This window comes from Pseudomonas sp. 2995-3, assembly GCF_002742565.1.
Lineage (GTDB): Bacteria > Pseudomonadota > Gammaproteobacteria > Pseudomonadales > Pseudomonadaceae > Aquipseudomonas > Aquipseudomonas edaphica.
Genome location: NZ_LJSB01000289.1, coordinates 1 through 284, shown reverse-complemented (window position 1 = coordinate 284; position 284 = coordinate 1). Strand labels below are relative to the sequence as shown.

Sequence of the window (284 nt, the reverse complement as noted above, 5' to 3'; positions counted from 1 at the left end):
ATTCCCAGCCTCCGATTTAGGCTCTATAAAGGAACTTACTGCTTCCTGTTGGTATGGTCTAAGTATTACATCATCAACAAATGATAATGAGAGTTTATCTCCCTCTTCATACCCAAGTAAATCTGTAACTGGAAAGCCCATATTCATAAGGTGTTGTTTTAGTGCTCCCCTTTCATCGATAGATATCTTAACGAATTCCCCTCCATCTTCCTCTTTGATTTCTGTATTATCTATCTTTAGGAGTTTAGATAAGAGACCTTTCTTCTTTGAGTATAAACATGCAC

At 37.0% G+C, this 284-nt stretch carries 1 protein-coding gene; it reads right to left on the bottom strand.

What is annotated here, in order from left to right; all coding sequences use genetic code 11:
* The coding region (locus AOA62_RS31885; protein WP_218244190.1) for a hypothetical protein at positions 1-284 on the bottom strand (284 nt) is incomplete at both ends.